Source organism: Arthrobacter sp. TB 26 (genome assembly GCF_000427315.1).
Taxonomy (GTDB): Bacteria; Actinomycetota; Actinomycetes; order Actinomycetales; family Micrococcaceae; genus Arthrobacter.
The window spans coordinates 1-5,107 of sequence record NZ_AUPJ01000364.1; the positions used below are offsets into that span (position 1 = coordinate 1).

General features: G+C 69.6%; 8 protein-coding genes and 1 pseudogene. 4 read left to right on the forward strand and 5 right to left on the reverse strand.

Translation table 11 applies throughout. The annotated features are described in order from the left end of the window. Positions 1 to 99 precede the first annotated feature (99 nt). Positions 100 to 732 (forward strand): TetR/AcrR family transcriptional regulator, encoded by a 633-nt coding sequence (locus K789_RS0114055; RefSeq protein ID WP_024367306.1) that lies wholly within the window; start codon positions 100 to 102, stop codon positions 730 to 732. A 5-nt stretch (positions 733 to 737) separates the two neighbouring features. Then, positions 738 to 1,154: a YkvA family protein gene (locus K789_RS0114060; protein ID WP_024367307.1), complete on the forward strand. Its 417-nt coding sequence runs from the start codon at positions 738 to 740 to the stop codon at positions 1,152 to 1,154. 4 nt (positions 1,155 to 1,158) lie between these two features. Here K789_RS0114060 and K789_RS0114065 read toward each other — a convergent pair whose 3' ends face one another. From K789_RS0114065 to K789_RS0114085, 5 genes are all read right to left on the reverse strand, one after another. Further along, positions 1,159 to 1,875 carry a GAF and ANTAR domain-containing protein gene (locus tag K789_RS0114065; RefSeq protein WP_024367308.1) on the reverse strand — a complete coding sequence of 239 codons (717 nt, stop codon included), beginning with the start codon at positions 1,873 to 1,875 and terminating at the stop codon, positions 1,159 to 1,161. Continuing rightward, positions 1,875 to 2,066 (reverse strand): hypothetical protein, encoded by a 192-nt coding sequence (locus K789_RS0114070; protein WP_024367309.1) that lies wholly within the window; start codon positions 2,064 to 2,066, stop codon positions 1,875 to 1,877. Before K789_RS0114070 ends, K789_RS0114065 begins: the two co-directional genes overlap by 1 nt. A gap of 83 nt (positions 2,067 to 2,149) precedes the next feature. Next, a complete protein-coding gene (locus tag K789_RS0114075; RefSeq protein WP_024367310.1) occupies positions 2,150 to 2,461 on the reverse strand; it encodes an AzlD domain-containing protein in 312 nt (103 codons plus the stop codon). Continuing rightward, positions 2,458 to 3,198 carry an AzlC family ABC transporter permease gene (locus K789_RS0114080; protein ID WP_024367311.1) on the reverse strand — a complete coding sequence of 247 codons (741 nt, stop codon included), beginning with the start codon at positions 3,196 to 3,198 and terminating at the stop codon, positions 2,458 to 2,460. The genes K789_RS0114075 and K789_RS0114080 overlap by 4 nt, the downstream gene beginning before the upstream one ends. Beyond that, entirely contained in the window at positions 3,195 to 3,638 is a 444-nt protein-coding gene (locus K789_RS0114085) for a hypothetical protein (protein WP_024367312.1), read from the reverse strand. Before K789_RS0114085 ends, K789_RS0114080 begins: the two co-directional genes overlap by 4 nt. Positions 3,639 to 3,749: 111 nt before the next feature. On the opposite strand from K789_RS0114085, the gene K789_RS0114090 reads away from it, so the two are divergent. After that, positions 3,750 to 4,721 carry an ABC transporter ATP-binding protein gene (locus K789_RS0114090; protein ID WP_024367313.1) on the forward strand — a complete coding sequence of 324 codons (972 nt, stop codon included), beginning with the start codon at positions 3,750 to 3,752 and terminating at the stop codon, positions 4,719 to 4,721. Beyond that, positions 4,714 to 5,107, forward strand: a pseudogene (locus tag K789_RS0114095) (ABC transporter permease); the annotation flags it as partial. The gene K789_RS0114090 and the pseudogene K789_RS0114095, both read left to right, overlap by 8 nt.

Consider the following 5,107-nt stretch of genomic DNA (forward strand, 5'->3'; position numbering starts at 1 on the left):
GTCCGGGACTCGGACCGGGGGCCCCCGCGAAAACCGTCACATTAGTCACTACTCGGGAGTAATCTCCCCGGCCCGGCCCTGCGTTGCTAACCTTGGCAAATGAACCGGGTAGCAGACCGCAGGCCGCTCCGCGCCGATGCCGCGCGGAACGTCGACAAGATCATCACCGCCGCCCGCCAGTGCTTCCGCGAGCACGGCCCGGAGGTGCCGCTGCAGACCATCGCCGTCACCGCCGGAGTTGGTCCAGCCACCCTTTTCAGGAACTTCGCCGACAAGGAAGAACTTGTCCTCGCGGCACTGCACCGCCAACTCGGACTGCTGGTCGATCCCGTCATCGAGGAGGCCCTCGCCGGGCCCGACGCCGCCGACGGTCTCTTCCGGGTCATTGACGCGCTGATGGGCGTGGCCAGCGAAGAAGCCAACCTCCTGGGAGCGGTCGCCGGCCGCCGCGGACTGCTCACGGGGATCACGGGCGACCTGATCGAGTCCGTGGCCGTCCTTCTGGGCCGCGGGCAGGGCCAGGGCACCCTGCGCAGCGACATTTCGATGACAGACCTGATCCGGCTGCTGGCCATGCTGATCGGCGTGGTGGACACCATGGAGGCAGGTTCGGATGCGTGGCGCCGTCCGGTCGCCCTCGTCGAGGACGCCATCCGCACGGAGCGCCCCCACCGGCCGCTGCCGCCGCAGGCGCCGCTGCCGGGCACCGCCTTCGACTCTGTCCTCGGCTAGCACCGGTGTCATGGGAAACCGTGCTCGGCGCAGCCGGCGGCCTGCTGCTGGTCTACGCCGTCCTGCTGCTCCTTCTGTGGGGCTATGCGCGCAGGCACCCGGAAACGGTCACCATGAAGGACGCCCTGCGGTTGCTGCCGGACCTGCTGAGACTCCTGCGGCGGCTGGTCGCTGACAGGACCCTGGGCGCGGGCGTGCGGATTCGACTTGCCCTGCTGTTGGCCTATCTGCTCTCACCGATCGACCTTGTGCCGGATTTCGTGCCGGTGATTGGCTACGCGGACGACGTGATCATCGTGGCTCTCGTGTTGCGTTCCGTGATCGCGCGGGCGGGTGGGGACGCACTGCGCCGGCACTGGCCCGGAACGCCCGACGGGCTGCAGCTCATCCTCAAGCTCGCCGGCCTCGGGGCGTCTGTGTAGGAGCTCAGGCGCTGAAGGCCGTCCCGGCCGGCACGCCGTCGAACCTCCGGAGGATCTCCTCGGCGACGATCCGGAGCTTGACGTTCCTGGTGTTGGAGACCTTGGACAGCAGGTCGAACGCTTCGGACTGCGAACACCGACTCTGGGCCATGAGGATGCCGGTGGCCAGGTTGATCACGGTCCGCGACCGCATTGCCTGCATCAGGTCCCGGTTCAGGCCCCTGGCGGACTCGAGCCGGACAGCCAGCCCCAGCACTGTGGCGGCGCGGAAGGCCAGAGCTGCGCAGGCGGCCACCGCGTCGTCGTCGAAAGCCTCGGGAGACGTCGATGAGAAGGTCAGGACCGCGGACCGGTCCGCCAGCATCGCTACGGCGAGGATGCTGCGGCTCCCGCGCTGGGCAGCTGCCCGCTGGTAGCGCCGCCACCTGGGATCCATCGCCGTGTCCTGCACCAGCACGGCCAGCCCGGTCTGCCGGGCCTCCAGCCCCGGGCCCTCCGCTATGTCGTCCAGCACCCGTTCCAGCGTCAGGGCCTCGCGGCTGCCCGCCAGGACTTCCGGTTGACGGTGCCGCGCCACCCGCACCGAACACCGCACGGGGCGGCCGGTTTCGGCTGCGGCGAAATTGGCGGCCAGGCCGGCCAGCTGCCCGAGGAAATCCTCCAGCACGTCGTTGTCAAGCAACAAATCCTGCAGGCGCTCCGAAAGCCGGGTTTTCAGCATCAATCCTCCGCCGGCTTCTCTTTGGCTTCCTGCAGGTGGTGCTGCAGCTTTTCCTCGGCCTCCCGCCGGCGCCGTGCCATCTCGCGCAGCTCCCGGGTGGATTCGGCCCCCGGCGGAACGAACGGCTCGTGCGGCTTGTGGTGCGGGCCTTTGCCGGGCGCAGGGGCATCCGGCTGGTCGTTGTCGCTCATAACCGAATGCTCCCACGGGGTCCGGGAGGCAAGTAGGGACTAAAGACCGTTACGGAGCGGTACGGCGGCACTCGTGGGGGCTGCTAGTTCCAGCCCAGCAGCCTGAGTCCGGCTGCCGCCCCGGCGCCGGCGAGGACGACCACCAGGAAGGGGGCCCGGAACACGAGGGCGATACCGGCCGCGGCCAGTGCCCCCAGGCGTGCGTCCAGGGCCAACGCCTGGCCCGAGGCCACGGTGTTCACGATCGTCAGGGACGCCAGCAGGCCAATGGTCATGGTGCCGGCGATCCGGGACATCCGGGGATCGCGGAGCACGCTCGCCGGGACCAGATACCCCAGCAGTTTCCAGCCGTATGCCAACAGGCAGGAGAGCAGCAGCCACATCCACAAGGTCATTTGGCATCCCCGGAGTGATGCGTGTGCGGGTGTTCGGCGTACGGGTCCACGTCCGGTTCCAGTCCTTCGTCGCTGCGGCCATGGCTGAACCAGCCGATTGCCGCCGCCACCACCGCGGCCACCAGGATCGGCACCCCGGCGGGCACAAAGGGTACGGCCAGCACGGTGGCCAGGGCGCAGACGACGGCGATCGCGACAGGTTCGCGGCCTTTGAGCCGCGGCCACAGCAGGCCCAGGAACGCCGCCACGGCGGCACCGTCGAGGCCCCACTGCTTCGGATCCCCCAGCGCCCCGCCTGCCAGCGCGCCCACGGCGGTGAACAGGTTCCAGAGGACGAAGATGCCCAGGCCGGCGGTCCAGAAGCCGCGCTTCTGCTCGAGCGGATCCGTCTGACCGGTGCTTGTGGCGGTGGACTCGTCGATCGTGACGTGCGCGGCGGCGAACCGCAGCCAGCCCCGAGGCTGCAGCAGGGCGTTGACCTGCATGCCGTAAATCCCGTTGCGCATGCCCAGCAGGGTGGCCGCCCCCATCGCGGCGACGCCGGAGCCGCCCCCGGCCACCACCCCGATGAAGGCGAACTGCGAGCCGCCGCTGAACAGCAGCAGGCTCAGGGCCATGGTCTGCCAGAAGTCGAGTCCGGAGGTGACGGACAGCGCGCCGAAGGACACGCCGTAAAGTCCGGTGGCGATGCTGATGGAGAGCCCGACCCGCACCGCCGGGGACTGGAGAAGCCTCACCGCCGGGCCGGTTTCCGCAGGCTCCAGGCCCAGGCGATGAGCGGCGCCTGCAGCGGCAGCCTCAGGGTGTGCGCGCGGCGCTGTGCGGGCGTGCCGTCCGGGCCGTACGCCTTGCGCAGGGCGTCGAGGTGGCCGGCGAGGAAGAGGGTGAACATGGCCGCGATGGCGCCGGCTGCGGCACGACGGGTCGCCGGGATCAGGAGTCCGACGGCGGCCCCCGCCTCGACCAGGCCGCTGAGCGCCACCCATTCGTCCTGGGACAGCACGGCAAGGGGGCTGTTGGACTGTTCACCGGTGTCGTCGCGGCAGAGAAAGTCCGGGACCACGGGGCCGAAGAAGGCCGGATCGTCGAAGTGCTTCGTGGCGCTGGTCAGCAGCAGGGCGCTCATCGCCACGGCGGAAAGCGTCTGGGTGTCCCGGCCGGACCAGCGAGATGGCATGGAGCAACTCAACCACAGCCACGGGAGCGCCCGCCAACCGTGGCCGCCTGCGGCAAATACAGGTCTTTCCGCAGGGGTCCGGGCCCGTCAATCCGGCGTACCTTGTTGACTATGAGCAGTGTGGTGGAAATGACCGGCGTCGTAAAGCGGTTCGGGTCGGTGACGGCCCTGGACGGACTGGATTTCGAAGTGGCCTCCGGCGAGGTGCATGGTTTCCTCGGCCCCAACGGATCGGGCAAGTCCACCACCTTGCGGATCCTGCTGGGCCTCCTGCGCTCCGATGCGGGTTCCATCCGGGTGCTCGGGCTGGATCCCTGGCGCGACGTCGCGACGTTGCACCGCCGGCTCGCCTACGTCCCGGGGGACGTGGCCTTGTGGCCGAACCTGACGGGCGGCGAGGTGATCGACCTGCTGGGCCGGCTGCAGGGCGGCCAGGACCGCGACCGCCGGGAGCGGCTCCTGGAGCTGTTCGAGCTGGACCCCAGTAAAAAGGCGCGCACCTACTCCAAGGGAAACCGGCAGAAGGTGGCCCTCGTTGCTGCCCTGGCCACCGACGCCGAGCTGTTCCTGCTGGACGAGCCGACGAGCGGGCTGGACCCGCTGATGGAGGACGCGTTCCGCGGCTGCGTCCGCGAACTGCGTGAGCAGGGGCGCACTGTGGTGCTGAGCAGCCATATCCTCAGCGAAGCCGAGGCACTCTCGGACCGGGTCAGCATCATCCGCGCCGGGAAGGTGGTGGAGACCGGCCCGCTGGAGCAGCTGCGCCACCTGACCCGCACCGCCGTGACTGCGGACGTCTCAACGGTGCCGCCCGGACTGGATCTGCTGCCCGGCGTGCACGACGTCGTCGTGACGAATCACCGGGTCAACGCCCAGGTCGAGCCCGTCGGCCTGAACCACCTGATGCAGGCGTTGACGACGGCGGGACTGAAGTCCCTTACGAGTCAGCCGCCCACGCTCGAGGACCTGTTCCTGCGCCACTACGGTGACATCACCGCCGGGGTTCCGGCGGCGGCTGTCGGCGCTTCGCCCGGCCGGCCCACCTCGCGGGAGCCGGGTGGACGGCGGGCCGGCGATGCCTGAAACCCTCGCGGGAACCGGCGTCCTGATCCGCCTCGGGCTGCGGCGGGACCGCTGGATGCTGCCGGTCTGGATCGTCGGCTTTGCCCTGATCGCCTACTCGACCGCACTGGCCGGAGCCGAGCTCTATCCGGATGTGGCAAGCCGCGTCGAGGCCGCCACCGCTCTGAACGCGACCGCCTCGATGGTGGCGATGTTCGGACGGATCTACGATCCCACCTCGATCGGTGCGCTGTCGTTGATCAAATACACGGCCTTCATGACCGCCATCCTGGCTGTCCTCATGGTCATCCTCGCCATCCGGCACACCCGCAGTGACGAGGAGAGCGGACGCCTCGAACTGCTCGGCGGCGGACGGTTGGGCCGCGACGCGCCGCTGGCAGCCGCCC